The 20,449-nt window shown below is 54.9% G+C and carries 19 protein-coding genes; 11 read left to right on the top strand and 8 right to left on the bottom strand.

Annotation, left to right across the window (positions count from 1 at the left end):
- The first annotated feature begins 89 nt into the window (after window positions 1-89).
- Together rapA and rluA are read left to right on the top strand one after the other, a co-directional pair.
- Complete coding sequence (gene rapA, locus C3708_RS09545) at window positions 90-2,996, top strand: RNA polymerase-associated protein RapA (RefSeq protein WP_103949145.1); 2,907 nt, start codon at window positions 90-92, stop codon at window positions 2,994-2,996.
- A 12-nt stretch (window positions 2,997-3,008) separates the two neighbouring features.
- Window positions 3,009-3,668 (top strand): bifunctional tRNA pseudouridine(32) synthase/23S rRNA pseudouridine(746) synthase RluA, encoded by a 660-nt coding sequence (gene rluA, locus C3708_RS09550; protein WP_103947109.1) that lies wholly within the window; start codon window positions 3,009-3,011, stop codon window positions 3,666-3,668.
- A 45-nt stretch (window positions 3,669-3,713) separates the two neighbouring features.
- On the opposite strand, the gene djlA is transcribed toward rluA, so the two are convergent.
- Window positions 3,714-4,529: a co-chaperone DjlA gene (gene djlA, locus C3708_RS09555; protein ID WP_095280743.1), complete on the bottom strand. Its 816-nt coding sequence runs from the start codon at window positions 4,527-4,529 to the stop codon at window positions 3,714-3,716.
- A 240-nt stretch (window positions 4,530-4,769) separates the two neighbouring features.
- Here djlA and lptD point away from each other — a divergent pair, with 240 nt between their 5' ends.
- From lptD to apaH, 6 genes are read left to right on the top strand one after another with little or no spacing between them, the layout of a single operon-like run.
- Window positions 4,770-7,118 carry an LPS assembly protein LptD gene (lptD, locus tag C3708_RS09560; protein WP_103949146.1) on the top strand — a complete coding sequence of 783 codons (2,349 nt, stop codon included), beginning with the start codon at window positions 4,770-4,772 and terminating at the stop codon, window positions 7,116-7,118.
- A gap of 53 nt (window positions 7,119-7,171) precedes the next feature.
- Window positions 7,172-8,458 carry a peptidylprolyl isomerase SurA gene (gene surA, locus C3708_RS09565; RefSeq protein ID WP_095280741.1) on the top strand — a complete coding sequence of 429 codons (1,287 nt, stop codon included), beginning with the start codon at window positions 7,172-7,174 and terminating at the stop codon, window positions 8,456-8,458.
- On the top strand, window positions 8,458-9,444 hold the full coding sequence (gene pdxA / locus C3708_RS09570) for a 4-hydroxythreonine-4-phosphate dehydrogenase PdxA (protein ID WP_103949147.1): 987 nt from the start codon (window positions 8,458-8,460) through the stop codon (window positions 9,442-9,444). Before surA ends, pdxA begins: the two co-directional genes overlap by 1 nt.
- A complete protein-coding gene (rsmA, locus tag C3708_RS09575; RefSeq protein WP_103949148.1) occupies window positions 9,441-10,262 on the top strand; it encodes a 16S rRNA (adenine(1518)-N(6)/adenine(1519)-N(6))-dimethyltransferase RsmA in 822 nt (273 codons plus the stop codon). The genes pdxA and rsmA overlap by 4 nt, the downstream gene beginning before the upstream one ends.
- A gap of 3 nt (window positions 10,263-10,265) precedes the next feature.
- Window positions 10,266-10,643: a Co2+/Mg2+ efflux protein ApaG gene (gene apaG, locus C3708_RS09580; RefSeq protein WP_095280738.1), complete on the top strand. Its 378-nt coding sequence runs from the start codon at window positions 10,266-10,268 to the stop codon at window positions 10,641-10,643.
- A gap of 4 nt (window positions 10,644-10,647) precedes the next feature.
- Window positions 10,648-11,496, top strand: a complete 849-nt coding sequence (apaH, locus tag C3708_RS09585; protein ID WP_095280737.1) for a bis(5'-nucleosyl)-tetraphosphatase (symmetrical) ApaH — start codon at window positions 10,648-10,650, stop codon at window positions 11,494-11,496.
- An 88-nt stretch (window positions 11,497-11,584) separates the two neighbouring features.
- Here the strand turns inward: apaH and folA are convergent, their stop codons facing one another.
- The 6 genes from folA to C3708_RS09620 form a co-directional block, all read right to left on the bottom strand.
- Window positions 11,585-12,064 (bottom strand): type 3 dihydrofolate reductase, encoded by a 480-nt coding sequence (gene folA, locus C3708_RS09590; RefSeq protein WP_095280736.1) that lies wholly within the window; start codon window positions 12,062-12,064, stop codon window positions 11,585-11,587.
- Between the two features lie 114 nt (window positions 12,065-12,178).
- Window positions 12,179-14,044 (bottom strand): glutathione-regulated potassium-efflux system protein KefC, encoded by a 1,866-nt coding sequence (gene kefC / locus C3708_RS09600; RefSeq protein WP_103949149.1) that lies wholly within the window; start codon window positions 14,042-14,044, stop codon window positions 12,179-12,181.
- On the bottom strand, window positions 14,037-14,567 hold the full coding sequence (gene kefF, locus C3708_RS09605) for a glutathione-regulated potassium-efflux system oxidoreductase KefF (protein ID WP_103949150.1): 531 nt from the start codon (window positions 14,565-14,567) through the stop codon (window positions 14,037-14,039). The genes kefC and kefF overlap by 8 nt, the downstream gene beginning before the upstream one ends.
- 88 nt (window positions 14,568-14,655) lie before the next feature.
- Window positions 14,656-15,966 (bottom strand): MFS transporter, encoded by a 1,311-nt coding sequence (locus tag C3708_RS09610; RefSeq protein ID WP_095280732.1) that lies wholly within the window; start codon window positions 15,964-15,966, stop codon window positions 14,656-14,658.
- A gap of 71 nt (window positions 15,967-16,037) precedes the next feature.
- On the bottom strand, window positions 16,038-16,988 hold the full coding sequence (locus C3708_RS09615) for a 2-hydroxyacid dehydrogenase (RefSeq protein ID WP_103949151.1): 951 nt from the start codon (window positions 16,986-16,988) through the stop codon (window positions 16,038-16,040).
- A gap of 134 nt (window positions 16,989-17,122) precedes the next feature.
- Window positions 17,123-18,115, bottom strand: coding sequence for a substrate-binding domain-containing protein (locus C3708_RS09620; protein ID WP_103949152.1), 993 nt, complete (start codon window positions 18,113-18,115; stop codon window positions 17,123-17,125).
- Between the two features lie 244 nt (window positions 18,116-18,359).
- Here C3708_RS09620 and idnO point away from each other — a divergent pair, with 244 nt between their 5' ends.
- From idnO to C3708_RS09635, 3 genes are read left to right on the top strand one after another with little or no spacing between them, the layout of a single operon-like run.
- On the top strand, window positions 18,360-19,124 hold the full coding sequence (gene idnO / locus C3708_RS09625; RefSeq protein ID WP_095280729.1) for a gluconate 5-dehydrogenase: 765 nt from the start codon (window positions 18,360-18,362) through the stop codon (window positions 19,122-19,124).
- A 14-nt stretch (window positions 19,125-19,138) separates the two neighbouring features.
- Complete coding sequence (locus tag C3708_RS09630; protein ID WP_095284173.1) at window positions 19,139-19,669, top strand: gluconokinase; 531 nt, start codon at window positions 19,139-19,141, stop codon at window positions 19,667-19,669.
- Window positions 19,666-20,133, top strand: a complete 468-nt coding sequence (locus C3708_RS09635; protein WP_103949153.1) for a YhcH/YjgK/YiaL family protein — start codon at window positions 19,666-19,668, stop codon at window positions 20,131-20,133. Before C3708_RS09630 ends, C3708_RS09635 begins: the two co-directional genes overlap by 4 nt.
- 44 nt (window positions 20,134-20,177) lie before the next feature.
- Here C3708_RS09635 and C3708_RS09640 read toward each other — a convergent pair whose 3' ends face one another.
- A complete protein-coding gene (locus C3708_RS09640) occupies window positions 20,178-20,411 on the bottom strand; it encodes a YgdI/YgdR family lipoprotein (RefSeq protein ID WP_095280727.1) in 234 nt (77 codons plus the stop codon).
- Between the last annotated feature and the right edge of the window lie 38 nt (window positions 20,412-20,449).

Here is a 20,449-nt window from a genome sequence, read left to right on the forward strand (position 1 = left end):
CCATTCCCGGACCCATTTTTCGATGGCCGTCACTTTTCGACGGTGGTCGAACTATTGCCTGCAAATTAAAAGATTAGAGCCGAACAACTATGCCTTTTACACTTGGTCAACGCTGGATCAGCGATACAGAAAGCGAGCTTGGATTAGGAACTGTGGTAGCGCTGGATGCGCGTATGGTCACCATCCTGTTCCCGGCCACCGGTGAAAACCGTCTGTATGCACGCAATGATTCCCCTGTTACCCGCGTCATGTTTAATCCGGGCGACACCGTTACCAGCCATGAAGGCTGGCAGCTGAAGATTGAAGACGTAAAAGAAGAGAATGGGATCCTCGCCTACATCGGTACGCGAGTGGATACTGAAGAAACGAATGTCGTCCTGCGCGAAGTCTTACTCGACAGCCGCCTGGTGTTCAGCAAGCCGCAGGACCGTCTGTTCGCCGGTCAGATTGACCGCATGGACCGCTTTGCCCTGCGCTATCGCGCGCGTAAGTTCCAGAGCGAGCAGTACCGTATGCCGTGGAGCGGCCTGCGCGGTCAGCGCACCAGCCTGATCCCGCACCAGTTGAACATCGCCCACGATGTCGGTCGCCGTCATGCACCGCGCGTACTGCTGGCTGATGAAGTGGGCTTAGGTAAAACCATCGAAGCGGGCATGATCCTGCATCAACAGCTGCTTTCTGGCGCTGCCGAGCGTGTGCTGATTGTGGTGCCTGAAACCCTGCAACACCAGTGGCTGGTCGAAATGCTACGCCGCTTCAACCTGCGCTTCTCGTTGTTTGACGATGAACGCTACGCCGAAGCTCAGCACGATGCGGATAACCCGTTCGAAACGGAACAGCTGGTGATTTGCTCCCTCGATTTCGTGCGCCGCAGCAAGCAGCGCCTTGAGCATCTGTGCGACGCCGAATGGGATATTATGGTTGTCGACGAAGCGCACCATCTGGTGTGGAGCGAAGACGCGCCTAGCCGTGAATATATGGCTATCGAACAGCTGGCGGAACGCGTGCCGGGTATTCTGCTGCTGACCGCCACGCCGGAACAGCTGGGTCTGGAAAGCCACTTTGCCCGTCTGCGTCTGCTCGATCCAAACCGTTTCCACGATTTCTCGGTGTTTGTCGAAGAACAGCAAAACTACCGTCCGGTCGCTGATGCTGTCGCTCTTCTGCTGGCCGGGAAACACCTCTCTAACGACGAACTCAACACCCTGAGCGAGCTGATTGGCGAGCAGGACATTGAGCCGTTGCTGCACGCCGCCAACAGCGACCGCGACGACGCCGAAACTGCGCGTCAGGAGCTGGTTTCGATGCTGATGGACCGCCACGGCACCAGCCGCGTGTTGTTCCGTAACACCCGTAACGGCGTGAAAGGCTTCCCGAAACGCGAGCTGCACACCATCAAGTTGCCGCTGCCAACCCAGTATCAGACGGCGATTAAAGTCTCCGGCATCATGGGGGCGCGTAAAAGTGCTGAAGAGCGCGCACGCGACATGCTCTATCCGGAACAAATTTACCAGGAATTCGAAGGCGATACCGGAACCTGGTGGAACTTCGATCCACGCGTTGAGTGGCTGATGGGTTATCTCACGGCTCACCGCTCGCAGAAAGTGCTGGTGATTTGCGCCAAAGCGGCCACCGCGCTGCAGCTGGAGCAGGTCCTGCGCGAGCGAGAAGGGATTCGCGCTGCCGTGTTCCACGAAGGGATGTCGATCATCGAACGTGACCGCGCGGCGGCCTGGTTCGGCGAAGAGGACAGCGGAGCGCAGGTTCTGCTCTGTTCCGAAATTGGCTCCGAAGGCCGTAACTTCCAGTTCGCCAGCCATCTGGTGATGTTCGATCTGCCGTTTAACCCGGATCTGCTGGAACAGCGTATTGGCCGTCTGGACCGTATCGGTCAGGCGCATGATATTCAAATCCACGTCCCGTTCCTGGAAAAAACCGCTCAGTCCGTACTGGTGCGTTGGTTCCACGAAGGGCTGGATGCGTTTGAACATACTTGCCCGACCGGACGCACTATTTACGACCAGGTACATAGCGATCTGATCGGTTATCTGGCGGCTCCCGAAGAGACCGAGGGCTTCGACGACCTGATCAAATCCTGTCGCGAGAAGCACGATGCGCTGAAATTGCAGCTGGAGCAAGGGCGCGACCGTCTGCTGGAAATCCATTCCAACGGCGGCGAAAAAGCGCAGGCCCTGGCCGAAAGCATCGAAGAGCAGGACGACGACACCAGCCTGATCAGCTTTGCAATGAACCTGTTTGATATCGTGGGTATCAACCAGGACGATCGCGGCGAAAACATGATCGTCCTGACCCCGTCCGATCACATGCTGGTACCGGACTTCCCTGGCCTGCCGGAAGATGGTTGCACCATCACCTTCGAACGCGATGTGGCCCTTTCCCGCGAAGATGCGCAGTTCATCACCTGGGAACACCCGCTGATTCGCAACGGTCTGGATTTGATCCTTTCCGGCGATACGGGCAGCAGCACCATCTCCCTGCTGAAAAACAAGGCGCTGCCTGTCGGAACGCTGCTGCTTGAGCTGATCTACGTAGTTGAAGCGCAGGCGCCGAAACAGCTGCAGCTCAACCGCTTCCTGCCTGCGACGCCAGTGCGTCTGATGCTCGACAAAAACGGTACCAACCTCGCCGCACAGGTGGAGTTTGAGAGCTTTAACCGTCAGTTGAGCGCGGTGAACCGTCACACAGGCAGCAAGCTGGTGAACGCCGTTCAGCAGGACGTGCACGCCATCCTGCAGCAGGGCGAAGCGCAGATTGAGAAAGCCGCGCGCGCGCTGATTGACGCCGCTCGCAGCGAAGCGGACGATAAGCTCTCGGCCGAACTGTCGCGTCTGGAAGCGTTAAAAGCGGTGAACCCAAACATCCGTGACGACGAGCTGGCTGCGATCGAAAGCAACCGTGAGCAGGTCATGGAAAGCCTGGATCAGGCGAGCTGGCGACTGGATGCCCTGCGTCTGATCGTTGTGACGCATCAGTAACCGGAGCGCGACATGATCATGGAGACCTACAATCCGCCGATGGACCCGTGGCTGGTCATTCTGTATCAGGATGAGCACATTATGGTGGTCAACAAGCCCAGCGGCCTGTTGTCCGTGCCGGGACGTCTGGAGGAGCATAAAGACAGCGTGATGACGCGCGTACAGCGCGATTATCCGCAGGCCGAATCCGTGCATCGCCTGGATATGGCAACCAGCGGCGTGATTGTGGTGGCTCTGACCAAAGCGGCTGAGCGCGAGTTAAAGCGCCAGTTCCGCGATCGTGAACCAAAGAAACAGTACGTCGCGCGCATCTGGGGGCACCCGGAAAAGGCAGAAGGTCTGGTGGATTTACCGCTGATTTGCGACTGGCCGAACCGGCCTAAGCAAAAAGTCTGTTTTGAAACCGGCAAGGCGGCGCAGACGGAATATGAAGTGCTGGACTACGCGGCGGATAACACCGCGCGTATTCTGCTTAAACCGATTACCGGCCGCTCGCACCAGCTGCGCGTGCATATGCTGGCGTTAGGTCATCCGATTCTGGGGGATCGTTTTTACGCCACGCCAGAAGCGCTGGCGATGGCGCCGCGCCTGCAATTGCATGCTCAGATGCTGACAATAACGCATCCGGAGTTTGGCAATCTTATGACGTTTAAAGCCCCTGCTGACTTTTGATGTATAGCATAACCGTTTGCCCGGCGCTCGCCGGGCAAACGTATGTTACTTGAAGCCTTTCTGCTCTTTAATGAGTTCGTACGCTTTCTGAATTTCCTGCGCTTTCTGCTTCGCCATCTCCATCATCTCTGGCGGTAAACCTTTCGCCACCAGTTTATCCGGGTGATGTTCGCTCATCAGCTTGCGATAGGCGCGTTTGATGGTCGTCGCATCGTCGGTCGCTTTGACGCCCAGCACATTACACGCATCTTCCAGCGTCGGACCACGCTGCGTCTGCTGCCAGCCGCCGCCCGCAGACTGCTGCTGATAACCGCCACCAAACTGGGCTCCGCCCTGCATCATGCGCAGGAACTGGTCGAACTGCATGCGGGAAATGCCCAGCTCTTCGGCAATCACATACAACACGTCGCGTTCGTTTGGATGTAGCGAACCGTCGGCAAACGCCGCCTGGATCTGGATTTCGAGAAACATCCGAATTAAATCGAAACGGCCAAAACAGATGCTGCGGAACTGGCGCATTTTCTCGCGCAGCGGGTAGTTATCCGCCTTGCCGATACGAAACGCGTTTTGCGCCGCAACGCGGGATTCCCCGTGCAGGCTCATGCGATCCATAAACACGCTGGCGATTTGAATGTCTGCTTCGGTGACGCGACCTTTTGATTTGGTGAGATGCCCCATCACTTCAAAAGTCGTTGCGAAAAACAGCGCCTGACGCTCGCGCTGATTGGCAAACCAGGCCATCTTGCGGCTACGCGCTTTATCAAACATATGCCCGATAATCAGGCCCAGAACGATGCCCCAGAACCCTGCGCCCATCAATAAAGCGAACGCGACGCCAATTATTTTACCCCAATACTGCATATACTCCCCGTATAGTCATGTTCCAGGTATCGACGCAACTCTATCATCTCAGTGGTCGAGCCACGGTCAATTGAGGGACATCGCCTATAATTTGCATTATCATACTCGTCATTCGATAGCGAGCCTAACACTCTGACTCGTAACCGGGCAGGATTAACGCTGGCACTGCGCAGATGAGTAAGATAGTCTCTGAGCGTTTGTAAGCCGTAGCCACTGATGACGGAACACTAAATATAACGTATGAAAAAACGTATCCCCACCCTCCTGGCCACCATGATCGCCGCCGCTCTGTACAGCCAACAGGGCATGGCCGCCGATCTTGCCTCGCAGTGTATGCTGGGCATTCCAAGTTATGATCGCCCACTGGTGCAGGGTGATACCAATAACTTACCTGTCACGATTAATGCCGACCACGCGAAAGGGAATTACCCTGATAACGCGACCTTTACCGGTAATGTCGATATTAATCAGGGTAACAGCCGTCTACAGGCGGACGAAGTTCAGCTGCATCAGAAGCAACCCGAGGGCGCGGCAGAGCCAGTCCGTACCGTGGATGCTCTGGGCAATGTGCACTATGACGACAATCAGGTCATCCTGAAAGGTCCGAAAGGCTGGGCAAACCTGAATACAAAAGATACCAACGTCTGGGAAGGTGATTACCAGATGGTGGGTCGCCAGGGACGCGGTAAAGCGGACCTGATGAAACAGCGCGGTGAAAACCGTTACACCATTCTGGACAACGGCTCCTTTACCTCCTGCCTGCCAGGTTCCAATACCTGGAGCGTCGTCGGTAGCGAAGTCATCCACGACCGCGAAGAGCAGGTTGCTGAGATCTGGAATGCGCGCTTTAAACTCGGCCCAGTGCCCGTCTTCTACAGTCCCTATCTCCAGTTGCCCATTGGCGATAAGCGTCGTTCAGGTTTCCTGATCCCGAACGCCAAATACAGCACCACGAACTATTTTGAGTTCTACCTGCCGTATTACTGGAACATCGCGCCGAACATGGACGCCACGATTACGCCGCACTATATCCACAAGCGCGGCAATATTCAGTGGCAGAACGAGTTCCGCTATTTGACCAAGGCCGGTACCGGTTTGATGGAGCTGGATTATCTGCCATCAGATAAAGTGTTCAACGATGAGCATCCGACTGAGGGCGATCGCCACCGCTGGCTGTACTACTGGCAACATTCGGGTGTGATGGATCAGGTGTGGCGTTTTAACGTCGACTACACCAAAGTCAGCGACCCATACTACTTTAACGATTTCGATTCCAAATACGGTTCAAGTACCGATGGCTACGCAACGCAGAAATTCAGCGTCGGTTACGCCATTCAGAACTTCAACGCCACCGTTTCCACCAAACAGTTCCAGGTGTTTAGTACCCAGACACGTAGCACTTACGGCGCAGAGCCGCAGTTGGACGTTAACTGGTACCAGAACGACGTCGGTCCATTTGATACCCGCGTTTATGGTCAGGCCGTCCACTTCGTCAACACCAACTCCGACATGCCGGAAGCGACGCGTGTTCACCTTGAGCCGACTATCAACCTGCCGCTGTCTAACGACTGGGCAAGTCTGAATACCGAAGCCAAGATGATGGCCACCCATTATCAGCAGAAAAATCTGGACTGGTATAACACCCGTTACGGCACCGATCTCGAAGAGTCCGTTAACCGCGTACTGCCGCAGTTCAAAATGGACGGCAAGCTGATTTTCGAACGCGATATGAACCTGGCGAACGGATATACCCAGACGCTGGAGCCGCGCATGCAGTATCTGTATGTGCCGTATCGCGATCAGAGCAAAATCCAGAACTACGACTCCTCTTTCCTTCAGTCAGACTATAGCGGCCTGTTCCGCGACCGTACCTATGGCGGTCTCGACCGTATTGCGTCCGCGAACCAGGTCACGACCGGTGTGACGACGCGCGTATATGATGACGCAGCAGTTGAACGTTTTAACGTTTCTGTGGGTCAAATCTACTACTTCACCGAAGCACGAACCGGTGATGACGACATCAACTGGGAAAAAGACAACAAAACGGGTGCTCTTGTATGGGCGGGTGATACCTACTGGCGTATGACCGATCGCTGGGGTCTGCGCGGTGGTCTGCAATATGACACGCGACTGGATAACGTTGCGACCAGCAGCGCGAGCGTTGAATATCGCCGTGATGAAGACCGGATGGTGCAGCTGACCTATCGTTACGCCAGCCCGGAGTATATTCAGGCAACGCTGCCAAACTACGCCACAGCCGAGCAATACAAGGACGGTATTTCGCAGGTCGGTGGCGCAGCAAGCTGGCCAATCGCCGATCGCTGGTCAATTGTGGGCGCTTATTACTTTGACACCAATACCAGCAAGCCAGCGGATCAGATGGTTGGCTTGCAATATAACTCCTGCTGTTACGCGCTTCGCGTCGGTTACGAACGTAAGCTTAACGGCTGGGATACCACTAATAATCAGAGCAAATACGATAACGTCATTGGCTTCAATGTCGAATTGCGCGGCCTGAGTTCCAATTACGGCCTGGGCACGCAGCAGATGCTGCGCTCGAACATTCTGCCATATCGTAGTTCCTTGTAATGTGCTTGATTTACAACGCCATCCGCTTTGCGGTTAATTGAAATGGAAAAAGTATGAAGAACTGGAAAACGCTGCTGCTCGGTATCGCTATGGTTGCGAACACCAGCTTTGCCGCGCCACAGGTTGTTGATAAAGTCGCCGCCGTTGTTAACAACGGTGTAGTACTTGAAAGCGACGTAGATGGTTTAATGCAATCTGTGAAGCTCAATTCGGGCGAAGCAGGTCAGCAACTTCCAGATGACGCCACGCTGCGTCATCAGATCCTCGAGCGTTTGATCATGGATCAGATAGTGCTGCAGATGGGTCAGAAAATGGGTGTAAAAGTGACCGATCAGCAGCTCGATGAAGCGATCGCGAACATTTCTAAGCAGAACAACATGACGATCGACCAGATGCGCAGCCGTCTGGCCTATGACGGCATCAGCTACGCGACTTACCGTAATCAGATCCGCAAAGAGATGCTGATCTCTGAAGTGCGTAACAACGAAGTGCGTCGTCGCGTCACGATCCTGCCACAGGAAGTGGATCAGCTGGCGAAGCAGGTGGGCAATCAGAACGATGCCAGTACCGAACTGAACCTGAGCCACATTCTGGTGCCACTGTCGGAAAACCCAACCTCAGATCAGGCCGCTGAAGCCGAAAGCCAGGCGCGTTCTATCGTTGAACAGGCGCGTAACGGCGGTGATTTCGGCAAGCTTGCCATCACCTATTCTGCTGACCAGCAGGCGCTGAAAGGCGGCCAGATGGGCTGGGGTCGTATTCAGGAACTGCCGTCTATCTTCGCTCAGGCACTGAGCACGGCGAAGAAAGGCGATATTATCGGTCCAATCCGTTCCGGTGTTGGTTTCCACATCCTGAAAGTGAACGATATGCGCGGCCAGAGCCAGAGCATTTCCGTCACCGAAGTCCACGCTCGCCACATTCTGCTTAAGCCATCACCGATCATGACTGACGATCAGGCTCGCGTGAAACTGGAACAGATTGCGGCAGATATCAAGAGCGGGAAAACCTCCTTTGCGAATGCCGCAAAAGAGTTCTCTCAGGACCCAGGTTCTGCCAACCAGGGTGGCGATCTTGGCTGGGCGGCTGCAGATATCTACGATCCTGCCTTCCGCGATGCACTGATGAAGCTGAACAAAGGCCAGATGAGCGCACCTGTACACTCTTCCTTCGGCTGGCACTTAATCCAGCTGATGGATACCCGCAATGTGGATAAAACCGACGCGGCGCAGAAAGACAGAGCCTACCGTATGCTGTTCAACCGTAAATTCTCTGAAGAAGCAGCGACCTGGATGCAGGAACAACGCGCCAGCGCTTACGTGAAAATCCTGAGCAACTAATGAATCAACATCGTGTTGTCATCACTCCCGGCGAACCCGCCGGGATTGGTCCTGACCTCGTCGTCCAGCTCGCACAGCGAAGCTGGCCGGTGGAACTGGTTGTCTGCGCTGATGCAACACTGTTAAAAGACCGGGCTGAATGGCTCGGTCTGCCTTTAACACTTCTGCCTTACGACGCCAGCCAACGCCCTGTTCCGCAACAGGCAGGCTCATTAACGATTCTTCCCGTCCCGCTTCGCGCCCCCGTCACCCCTGGTCAGCTCAGCACCGATAACGGTCTTTACGTTGTCGATACGCTGGCGCGTGCCTGTGATGGCTGCCTGAACGGTGAATTTGCCGCGTTGATTACTGGCCCGGTGCACAAGGGCGTGATCAACGACGCGGGCGTTCCCTTTACCGGGCACACTGAGTTCTTCGAAGAGCGTTCGCACAGCAACAACGTAGTGATGATGCTGGCGACAGAAGAGCTGCGCGTTGCGCTGGTGACAACACATTTGCCGCTCAAAGCGATTTCAGATGCGATCACGCCCGAGTTACTGCGTGAAATCATCACTATTTTGCATCACGACCTGCAAACCAAATTTGGCATCAAAGCGCCTCACGTGCTGGTCTGCGGGCTGAACCCGCATGCAGGCGAAGGCGGGCATATGGGCACGGAAGAGATCGACACCATCATTCCGGTCCTGGAAGAAATGCGCGCCAAAGGGATGAATCTCAGCGGACCGCTGCCCGCCGATACTCTTTTCCAGGCTAAATATCTCGATAACGCCGATGCGGTGCTCGCGATGTACCACGATCAGGGCCTGCCCGTGCTAAAATACCAGGGATTTGGCCGCGCCGTGAATATCACGCTCGGTTTACCCTTTATTCGAACGTCCGTTGACCACGGTACTGCGCTGGATCTGGCAGGAAAAGGCAAGGCGGATGTCGGCAGTTTTATTACGGCGCTTAATCTCGCCATCAAAATGATTGTTAATACTCAATGAATACTAGAGTCCATCAGGGCCACTTAGCCCGCAAACGCTTCGGGCAAAACTTCCTTAACGATCAGTTCGTTATCGAAAGCATCGTTTCTGCTATCAATCCACAAAAAGGCCAGGCGATGGTCGAAATCGGTCCGGGCCTTGCAGCACTGACTGAGCCAGTGGGTGAGCGCCTCGACGAAATGACGGTTATCGAGCTGGACCGCGACCTGGCTGCGCGTCTGCAAACGCACCCGTTCCTGGGGCCAAAGCTGACAATTTATCAGCAGGACGCCATGACCATGAACTTCGCTGAGCTGTCCGAGAAACTGGGCCAGCCGCTGCGCGTGTTCGGCAACCTGCCGTATAACATCTCCACGCCGCTGATGTTCCATCTGTTTAGCTATACTGATGCCATTGCCGACATGCACTTCATGCTGCAAAAAGAGGTCGTCAACCGACTGGTTGCGGGACCGAACTGTAAAGCGTATGGTCGATTGAGCGTCATGGCGCAATATTACTGCCAGATTATTCCGGTGCTTGAAGTTCCGCCAACGGCGTTTACGCCAGCGCCAAAAGTGGAATCTGCGGTCGTTCGCCTGGTGCCGCACGCGGTGATGCCGCATCCGGTTAAAGAGCTGCGCGTACTGAGCCGCATCACCACCGAGGCCTTTAACCAGCGCCGTAAAACGATTCGTAACAGCCTGGGTAATTCATTTACCGTTGAAGTGCTGACCGAATTAGGTATCGACCCGGCGATGCGTGCGGAGAATATTTCCGTTGAGCAGTACTGTAAGTTGGCAAACTACATTAGCGATAACGCCCCGCCAAAGGAGAGCTAAGCCATGATTGATTCGCCCCGCGTATGTGTTCAGGTGCAAAGCGTCTATATCGAATCTCAGTCCACACCGGACGACGAGCGTTTTGTTTTTGCTTACACCGTAACCATTCGCAATCTGGGGCGGATGCCTGTGCAACTGCTCGGGCGCTACTGGCTTATTACCAACGGCAATGGCCGCGAAATCGAAGTCCAGGGTGAAGGTGTGGTGGGCGAACAACCCCACATCGCCCCTGGCGAAGAGTATCAATACACCAGCGGTGCCGTAATTGAGACACCGATGGGCACCATGCAGGGCCATTATGAAATGGTCGATCCAGACGGCAATACCTTCCGTGTTGCTGTTCCTGTTTTCCGTCTCGCCGTTCCTACATTCATTCATTAAATCTATGTCTACATATCTCATTGGCGACGTTCACGGTTGCTACGATGAACTGATCGCGTTGTTAAAACAGGTGGATTTTACACCCGGACAAGACACCCTCTGGCTGACGGGCGATTTAGTGGCGCGCGGGCCTGGCTCACTGGATGTCCTGCGATTCGTCAAATCGCTGGGCGACAGCGTGCGCCTGGTGTTGGGCAATCACGATCTGCATCTGCTGGCAGTGTTTGCCGGGATCAGTCGCAATAAGCCGAAGGACCGGATCACGCCGCTGCTGGAAGCGGCTGACGCCGACGAGCTGCTGAACTGGCTGCGCCGTCAACCGCTGTTGCAGGTCGACGAAGAGAAGAAGCTGGTGATGGCCCACGCCGGAATAACGCCGCAGTGGGATCTGCAAACGGCCAAAGAGTGCGCACGCGACGTCGAAGCGGTGCTGGCGAGCGACTCCTATCCGTTCTTCCTTGATGCGATGTATGGCGACATGCCAAACAACTGGAGCCCGGAATTAAGCGGTCTGGCACGCCTGCGTTTCGTGACCAATGCTTTTACGCGTATGCGCTACTGCTTCCCGAACGGCCAGTTGGATATGTACTGCAAAGACACGCCGGAAAACGCGCCGTCGCCGCTCAAACCGTGGTTTGCGATTCCTGGCCCGGTGACGGACGAATACAGCGTGGTGTTTGGCCACTGGGCGTCGCTGGAAGGCAAAGGCACGCCAGAGAATATTTACGGGCTGGATACGGGATGCTGCTGGGGCGGGGATTTAACCTGCCTGCGCTGGGAAGATAAGCAGTATTTTGTACAGCCGTCGAACCGGCATCTTGAGCTAGGAGATGGCGAGGCGGTTGCCTCCTGATGTTATTGCCGGATGGCGGCTCCGCCTTATCCGGCCTACGTTCAGGTTTTGTAGCCCCGGTAAGCGAAGCGCCACCGGGGACTAAAACTTAACGACGTTCTAACACTTCGAAGCAGTAGCTGTGGGAGTTCTGCGCATCAGCGTCGTGGAATTCGCTGAACACAGATTCCCATTCGTCAGGATCGTAGTCCGGGAAATGCGTATCCCCTTCCACTTCTGCGTCAATGTGGGTCAAATAGAGCTTCTGTGCTTTCGGCAGGAACTGCTCGTAAACACGACCCCCACCAATCACCATAATCTCTTCCGCGTCACCGCAGGCGGCAATCGCGTCGTCGATGGATTTAACCCACTCGACGCGATCGTCGGTACCCGGCTGGCTACTGATAACGATGTTTTTACGACCCGGAAGCGGACGACCGATTGACTCCCAGGTCAGGCGGCCCATCACTACCGGCTTGTTTAAGGTGGTGCGTTTAAACCATGCGAGATCGGCAGGCAGGTTCCACGGCATGGCGTTTTCCATGCCGATAACGCGGTCTACCGCCAGCGCTGCAATCAGACTGATCATTGAAAATTTCCCGGATGCAAAAAATTGCCGCCACTATACGTAAAGCTTAATCTTTCGTCGACTCCAGCCCGAGTAAAGAAAGGGAAATATTTCAATATTGCTGGCAACTCCACTTCACGCGACAGGTTTACTCTCGGGTTCATCTTTCGGATCGCCGGTATGTTTCCCCTCTTCCGTTCCCTGCCAGCCGTGACGCTGGGTCAATGACAGATGATTACGATCCTCATTAATGATCTCCGTCAGCATCGCGCTGGTGCGTTTCACCACCGCTGCGCGAGACGATGCATCCTCTTCTGCCATCTCCACCATCTCTTCAACCATATCGGTGTTAAAACGGCGGAACAGGTCGGCGCGTTCTCGTGCTTCATAAGCCCCCAGACCTAACCCTTCCAGCGCCATGCGCCCGGACTTGAGCGCCCCTTCGAAGGTTTCACGCTCTGGCGCTTCAATCCCTGCCTGACGCAGTTTGATGTAATGGTCTACATCACGCGCGCGGGAGATGATTTTCAGGTTCGGGAAATGCTCCAGCGCCAGCTCTGCCAGCTGAAGACTGGCCTGCGGATCGTCAATCGCGTTGATCAGCACTTCGGCTTTTGCCGCTCCGGCGGACTCCAGCAGATCGACGCGCGTCGCATCGCCGTAAAACACTTTCATACCAAATTTACGCAGGGTTTCGATGTGGTCAGGATCGTGATCCAGAATCACCATTTTCACTCCGCTGGAGAGCAGCAAACGGCCTGTGATCTGCCCGAAGCGGCCAAACCCGGCGATAATCACTCGTGGCTGTTCTTCATCAATTTCATCGGCTTCCCGATCCTGCCCGCTGTTAGACTGCTCAAGACGAGTCAACAGCACCAGAAGTATTGGCGTAGCAGCCATCGACAGTGCCACCGCCAGCGTCAGTGCCTTTGCCCATTCTGCGTCGAGCACGTTCGCCATCTGCGCGGCGCCAAACACCACGAAAGCAAACTCACTCCCCTGTCCAAGCAAGACGGCAAACCAACGGCGCTGTTTATTCGGCACGTTGAGCGGACGCGCGATCAGCCATAACATCCCCATCTTGATGACCAGGAACCCGACCAGCAGAGTCAGAATACGCAGCGGGTGCGTTACCAGCGTACCAAAGTCGATCGACATCCCGACGCCGATAAAGAACAGCCCCAGCAGCAAACCTTTGAAGGGTTCGATATCGCTTTCCAGCGCATGGCGGTATTCGGAGCTGGCCAGCAGCACGCCCGCCAGGAATGCGCCCATCGCCATCGACAGACCGGCCTCTTCGAGCAGCAAACCAAAGCCGAAGACCAGGAACAGTGCCACGGCGCTGAAGACTTCACGCAGCCCAGAGCGGGCTACAAAACGCAGCAGCGGACGCGTCACATAACGTCCTAAAAGAATCACTAACGCTAGCGCGCCCGCCACTTTCAGCGCCGACAGGGCGAAGGCCCCCAGCGTGGTGGACGACCCGCTTGCCGCCAGCAGCGGGATCATCGCCACCAGCGGAATGGCGGCGATATCCTGGAACAGCAGGACAGAAAACGTGCTGCGCCCCATCTGAGAAACGGTCAGGTTGCGCTCATTCATCGCCTGCATGGCAATCGCCGTCGAGGAGAGCGCCAGCGTCATGCCGATAAGTTCAGCCACCTTCCAGTCCATGCCGAGCAGAATACAAAAGCCGCCGAGCAGCACGCCGCACGCCACCATTTGCAATGCCCCGCCGCCAAACACCGAGGCGCGCAGTTTCCACAGGCGCTGCGGGTCCAGCTCCAGACCAATGACAAACAGCATCAGCACCACGCCGATTTCGGCGAAGTGCAGAATAGACTCAGCGTCCGTAACCAGCCCCAGCCCCCACGGGCCGATAGCGCAACCGGCAATCAAATACCCCAGCACCGAGCCCAGGCCCAGACGCACAGCAACCGGCACAATCAGCGCCGCCGCCCCCAGATAAATCAGCGCCTGTATGAGCGTATGGCTATCCATGATGGTGCTCCTGCCAGTCGAGTAAGCGTTGTTTGTATTGGCGGGCCTGCGCCTGCAGCGTTTCGTCGTCACAGACGAACGTGCAGTGCATGGCGAAAGGGGGTAACCAGGTAAGCCCACAGTAAACCGCCGTTGCCTGTAGCGGCTGTGACAAGACGTCAAACCCCGGATGGGAGCCGATATCAAAGTGGCTTTCACCACCGCCGGTAGTGACGGCCCACAGCAGGCTTTTGCCCTTCAGCGCGTGACCGTTGTGGCCGTAGGCCCAGCCGTGGGAGAACACTTTGTCGATCCACAGTTTGAGCAGTGGCGGTGTGCTGTACCACTGCATCGGATGTTGCCAGACGATAAGATCTGCGCGGGATATCGCCTCCTGTTCGGCGGCGATATCGATGTTGAAGTCAGGATAAAGTTGATAGAGGGAGCGTATCTCTACGCCGTCGATTTCCCTTGCTTGCTCAAGCATCCGCTTATTCGCATGAGAGTGCTGCGGATAAGGATGCGCATAAATTATCAGAATCATTGTATTGCCTGTTTTAACGCTTGTTGTAATCAGCAAGAGTGTAGACAGTTAATCGAACCGCTTACAATGATAACTGTTATTTATGTATTCACGGTGATGTGTGTCCAGGCTGTTCGCTTACCTTCACGTCCGGCTCGCTGACCACCAGGTCGCATTTCTTCGGCAGCAGGAAAGTCATCGTCCCGGCGATAATCAGCGATCCCGCCAGGGCGCACACTGCAACGTTCTGCCCATAGAGATAAATCATCACGCCCACCAGATACGGGCCGCAGAATCCCCCAAGATTCCCCAGTCCGTTAATCACGCCACGCGCACTTCCGGCTACTTCCGGAGCCGCAATCCGCCCAGGCATCGACCAGAATGGACTGGTTGCAGACTTGAGGAAGAACCCGCAAATCACCAGCGCAATATAGGCTGCGACCACATGTTCACGCAGGATAACCGAGGCCACCAACGCCGTAGCAAAGCTATAGAGGGAGAACCGTACCCACAGGCGACGTTTGCCACTGCGATCGCTGAACAGTGAAATGACGTAAATCCCCGCCAGCGTGGCAACAAACGGCAGCACCGCCAGAAAACCCACGCTCGTCATACTCCCCCCCGTCAGCCCTTTCAGTATGGTGGGTAGCCACAGGGTGTAGCCATAATCACCGGTCTGGTAGAAGAAGTTAAGGATCACCAGTTTCATCAGCCCGGAATTGCGAAAGACATCTTTCACCGGTGCGTTGCTGACCGGCGCTTCGGCAAGCTTTGCGGCGCGCTCGGCGGCTAAGGTCGTCACCAGATAATCGCGTTCACGATCCGACAACCAGCGCGCCTCTTCGGGCCTGTCGCTGATCATGAACCACCAGACGGCCAACACCACCAGCGACAGCAGCCCTTCGATGATAAAGAGCCAGCGCCAGTCAAACGCCGAGATAATGGCGCCGGAAACGGGCGCGGTCAGCATCCCGCCCAATGGAGCAAACATCATCACAAACGCGTTCGCACGACCGACCTCTTTTTCGGGGAACCAGTTGCTGACCATCGTTAAAACGACCGGCAGCATCCCGCCCTCGGAAACGCCCAGAATAAAGCGCAGGACCAGCAATTGATATTCATGAGTCACAAACCCGGTCGCAACAGAAACAATCGCCCAGGCCACCAACGACCAGGCAATAAAACGTTTCCCGCTGCCGTTAACGGCAATTTTCCCGCCCGGTATTTGTAAAAAAAGATAGCCAATAAAAAATATTCCGCTGGCGACACCGGCCATTTGACTGGTAATGCCTAAATCGGCTTCCATCCCACCGGGTAGCGCAAAACTAATATTAACCCGGTCCATAAACGAAATAATGCACGCAATTAATACCGGCGCAATGATACGCAGCCAGCGAGTGCTGGGAATGTTATCGTTCATATTTCTCACTCTCTATGCAGAGGTTATTGTTGTCATTTCATGAAAACAGGGGCAGAAATAAGACTCTTAAATTAATTAATCGCATTCGGTAAAGCAGTCCCGGAAAAATAAGCAGCGACGTTAGCAAAAACCACGTCACTCATTTTTTGCCGCGTCTCATGCGTGGCGCTGGCGACGTGCGGTTGTAGAACCACATTATCGAGGGCCATCAGTTCCGCCGGCACATTGGGCTCATCGTCAAAAACGTCCAGCCCGGCTCCAGCAATAACACCCTTCTGTAACGCCTGAATCAGCGCCTTTTCATCCACCAGCGAGCCGCGAGCAATATTAATCAGCCACGCGTGTTTCGGCATGACGTTAAAAACTGAAGCGTCGATCAAACCGCGATTCGCTTCCCCGCCTGAGGCCGCAATCACCAGAAAATCACTCTCGTGAGCCAGCGTATGTAAATCTGCGCACCACTGATAATCCAGATCAGCCAACTTTTTGCGATCGGTATAGAGCACTTCCATATCAAAACCACGGGCACGACGGGCGATAGCCTGGCCAATGTTCCCCATTCCCAGCAACCCAATGCGTTTGCCGCTGACCTGAGTTCCCAGCGTAAGACCGCCGTTCGCCCAGCGGCCTTCACGCACAAAGCGGTCGCCCTGGCACAGCTGGCGTGCGCCGGATAGCAGTAGCCCCATCGCCAGATCGGCCACGTCGTTGGTCAATACGCCGGAGGTGATGGTGACGGATATCTGGCGAGTGCGGAGATAATCCAGATCGACCGCATCAGTTCCCACACCGAAAATCGCCACCAGCCCTACGTGTGGCAGCATCTCAAGAACGTTGTTTTGTACACCAACATCGCCGCGCGTCACCACCACGGCGATGTTCTCGCCCTGCTCGCGTAAAAAGGTGATGGGATCGTCCTGTTCATAGAGACGATACAGCGGGAACTGGCTGGCGAGCTGCTGTTGCAGGCTCTCGACAACGGGAGCGATTAAAAGGACGGCGCGGTTATTTGCAATATTCATCAGATCACCTGTTTGATGTGTCGTGAAAATGGATGCCACTATCAAACGGGTTTTTTGTAGGGTTTTTTGCGATCTGCGTCACGCTGAATCGTGTTAACAAACGCTGTTACAGCGTCCGTGATCTGTATGACAAATCAGATGGTTTCACCCATCGACAGCCGATAATGCAGATCGACTTTTTCGATGGTGGGCAGCCCTTTAATTTTCTTAATCAGGATCTCGGTCGCCACTTTGCCCATTTCGCTACGCGGGGTCAGGACGCTCGCCAGGCGCGGTGAAACGATCTGGCCAATCTCCAGACCGTGGAAACCGGCAATGGCCATCTCCTGCGGAATCGCGATTCCACTGGCAATGCACTCCTGCAATACACCCACGGCCAGATCGTCGTTGGTACAGAGAATAGCGTCCATACTGGCGTACATCTGCCGCGCCAGCGTCATCATCCCGGTGCCAATCGACACTGACGAGACTTTATTTGGCGCGATGCGCCCCACGGCCAGCCCGGCATTGCTCATCGCTTCGCAGTAACCCGCGTAACGCTGCTCGTCGCGCACATCGGACATCGAGCCAAAGTAAATAACATACTGCTTACCGCTCGCCAGCAGCATATTGGTCATATCAAAACCGGCTTTGAAGTTATCAAACCCGACGTTGATGCGCCCAGGGTTGTCCGATAAGCCCATCACTTCAGCGACAGGAATTTTCGCGGCGTTGAGATACTTCTCCGCTCTGAGCGTGTGCACCGACTCCGTCAACAGCAACCCTTTGAGGTTAAAGGCCAGTACGGCGGCAATTTGCTCTTCTTCGCGCTGGCGGTCGTAGTCGTAGTTCACGACCAGCGTTTGATAGCCGTGAGCCGCCGTCACCGACTCAATCCCGGCTAACAGATCGGCAAAAATTTGATTATGAAAAGAAGGGATCAGCACGCCGATGCGGGGAACACAGACGCTGCTCATTGCCGGATTATCCGGGTCTGGCTCAAAACCCACTTCCGCAATAACACTGGCTATACGCTCTGCCGTTTCAGGTTTCACTTTTTCCGGTGTACGTAAATAACGGCTGACGGTCATTTTCGTTACGCCAGCAAGCTCAGCGATATCATTGAGCGTAATGCGTTGTGCTTTCATTCATTTGTCCGTCAAATACTTCCACGACTTCAGGCCATTATGCCTGCCAGAGGGGGAAAAGAGAATCGCCCTTCCCCCGTGAATCCCCTGTATGACGCGCCGATTCCCGTCCCGCATCACGTTTAACGTAACCCCTTTTCGTAACACGGTGTTGAGTGATCTTTATCACAGTTTGAAGCGACGAAAATCCGTGAGATAGGACACACGACTTCATTGATATTCAGCCGTTAATCAGGATAGCGAAATGAACGATCTTTTTAGCTTACAAGGCAAACGCATTTTAATTACCGGTGCCGGACAAGGTATTGGTTTTGTTATGGCGCAAGGGCTGGCGAAATACGGAGCAGAGATAATCATCAACGATATTTCTGCACCACGGGCAAATGATGCAGTAATGAAATTACGCGATGAAGGCGCAATTGCGCATTCCGCAGTCTTTAATGTGACGGATGCAGAATCCGTTGAAAATGCAGTCGCTAAAATCGAAGCGGAAATAGGCGTAATTGACGTGCTATTTAATAATGCGGGCATTCAGCGTCGTCACCCATTTACAGAATTCCCGGTACAGGAATGGAATGACGTTATTTCGGTAAATCAGACAGCGGTGTTCCTGGTATCTCAGGCCGTCGCAAAACGGATGGTCATCCGCAATCAGGGAAAAATCGTCAATATTTGTTCGATGCAGAGCGAGTTAGGCCGGGACACTATCACTCCTTACGCCGCCGCCAAAGGTGCAGTGAAAATGCTGACCCGTGGCATGTGCGTTGAGCTGGCTCGCTACAACATTCAGGTGAATGGAATAGCGCCGGGCTACTTCAAAACGGCGATGACCCAAACTCTGGTCGATGACCAGGCGTTCACCGACTGGCTGTGCAAACGCACTCCCGCTGCGCGATGGGGCGATCCACAAGAGCTGATCGGTGCGGCGGTATTCCTGTCGTCGAAGGCGTCCAATTTCGTCAACGGTCACCTGCTATTCGTTGATGGCGGCATGCTGGTCGCCGTCTGATCATGGGGGAAATTATGGCAGGACAATGCATCATTTTGATGGGTGTTTCTGGCACGGGAAAAACGACGGTCGGCCAGGCGCTGGCCGGCGTACTCGGTGCAAAATTTATCGACGGTGACGATCTGCATCCGCGAAACAATATCGTGAAAATGGCCGCCAGCCAGCCGCTTGACGACGATGACCGTCAGCCCTGGCTGGAACGCATCGCCGACGTGATTTTTAGCCTTGAGCAAAAAAATGAGTCAGGTGTACTGGTCTGTTCCGCGCTGAAAAAGCGCTACCGGGATCGTCTGCGCGAGGGGAGCCGCAATCTGCGCTTTCTCTGGCTCACCGGAGATTACACCTGCATTCTGCATCGTATGCAGCAGCGCAAAGGCCATTTCATGCCTGAAGCGCTCTTGCAGAGTCAGTTTGCCGCACTGGAAATCCCGGACGACAGCGAGCCGGATATTATCGCGGTGGATATCGCCCCCGACGTCAGTCTTATCGTGGAGCAATCATTAGCGTTGCTCGACAAAACGCCTTCTGTAAGGGTACCCGCATGATTATTGATACGTTAACCGCCGCCGCCAAAAATGCTTTTTATCCGCCTGTCATCCGCAAAGCGCTACAGGCAGTGATTGGGCAAGAGCCACATTCACTGCCGCCCGGCAAATATACCATCGACGGGGATAATCTTTTCTTCACGGTGGTCGAGGGCGAAACGCGCCCGCTTGCAGAGCAGCGCCCGGAATATCATCGTCAGTTCCTCGACATACACATTGTGCTGGCGGGTGAAGAGGTCATTGGGGCGGGAAATAAAGGGCTGGAGATTATCGAAGATGGCCCGTTTAATCAGGCTCATGATATCGGTTTTTGTACGCAAATCAGCAGTGAAACCCTGATTCACCTGCATCCGTTTGAGCTGGCCATTCTTTTTCCGGGTGAGCTTCATCGTCCGATGGGTGCAATTGGTGCGGGCGCACCGCTGCGTAAAATCATTGTCAAAATCGACAATGCTCTGCTCTGAGCATCACGCGATGGCCCCGCCGCTCGGCAGGGCCTGCCAGACAGTTAGTTATCCAGTTCGCTCATGTTCTTAACCTGGTCACGGTTAATCTGCTCGGTTTTACCGGTCTCTGCGTTTTTATAAGACACCAGTCCGGTGTCGTCATCCACCTGTGGTTTGCCGTCAGTGACGATCGTTCTGCCATCGGTGGTTTTTACCGCCTGGTTGGATGAACAACCGGCAACGGTGAAGAGGGCTGCTGCAGCAAAAATTGAGGTAGCCAGAAGTTTATTTCGCATGGTGTTCTCCCTGCTTTTCAGTTGAATTTAATTATCGA

Origin of the sequence: Lelliottia sp. 7254-16 (genome assembly GCF_002922995.1) — a bacterium.
GTDB classification, from domain to species: domain Bacteria; phylum Pseudomonadota; class Gammaproteobacteria; order Enterobacterales; family Enterobacteriaceae; genus Enterobacter; species Enterobacter jeotgali.